Raw genomic sequence first — 895 nt, forward strand, 5'->3', positions numbered from 1 at the left:
CCCAACGGCCTCGCCCAAGCCTTCGTCCTCGGAGCCGAGCACATCGGCACCGACTCCGCAGCACTGGTGCTCGGCGACAACATCTTCTACGGCCCCGGCCTGGGCACCCAACTCTCACGCTTCGACACCATCGACGGCGGAGCCGTCTTCGCCTACGAGGTCTCCGACCCCACCGCCTACGGCGTCATCGAATTCGATGCGAACCGAAAAGCTGTGTCGTTGGAAGAAAAGCCCGCCGCCCCGAAATCGAACTACGCCGTCCCGGGCCTGTACTTCTACGACAACGACGTCATCGCCATCGCCCGCGACCTCGCCCCCTCCGCCCGCGGGGAATACGAGATCACCGACGTCAACCGCCACTACCTCGACGCCGGCCGCCTCCAGGTCGAAGTCCTGCCCCGCGGCACCGCCTGGCTCGACACCGGCACCTTCGACTCCCTCCTCGACGCCTCCAACTACGTGCGCACCATCGAACAACGCCAAGGACTCAAGATCGGATCCCCCGAAGAAGTCGCCTGGCGACGCGGATTCATCACCGACGACGAACTACGCGCCCGCGCCGAGACACTCGTCAAATCCGGCTACGGCCGCTACCTGCTCGATCTGATCGACCGAGGAAACCGATGACCTTTCGTGAACTGAAAATATCCGGCGCCTACGAATACACCCCACGCCAGTTCGGTGACGACCGCGGCGTGTTCTTCGAATGGTTCAAAGCGTCCGCGTTCGAGGAAACGACCGGGCGAGCGTTGGATCTGAAGCAGGCGAACTGCTCGGTCTCCGCCGCCGGGGTCCTGCGCGGGATCCACTTCACCACCAACCCACCCGGGCAAGCGAAATACGTCACCTGCGCCCGCGGAGCGTTCCTCGACGTCATCGTCGACCTGCGCGTCGG

The 895-nt window shown here is 64.6% G+C and carries 2 protein-coding genes; both read left to right on the plus strand.

Annotation, left to right across the window (positions count from 1 at the left end; genetic code table 11):
* Nucleotides 1–627: sugar nucleotidyltransferase (locus tag CH266_RS15265; RefSeq protein WP_094715641.1), on the plus strand; the 627-nt coding region annotated here is incomplete at its 5' end.
* A partial coding sequence (locus tag CH266_RS15270; protein WP_141214540.1) for a dTDP-4-dehydrorhamnose 3,5-epimerase family protein occupies nucleotides 624–895 on the plus strand: 272 nt, incomplete at its 3' end. The genes CH266_RS15265 and CH266_RS15270, both read left to right, overlap by 4 nt.

The organism is Rhodococcus sp. 06-1474-1B, from assembly GCF_002258885.1.
Taxonomy (GTDB): Bacteria; Actinomycetota; Actinomycetes; order Mycobacteriales; family Mycobacteriaceae; genus Rhodococcoides; species Rhodococcoides fascians.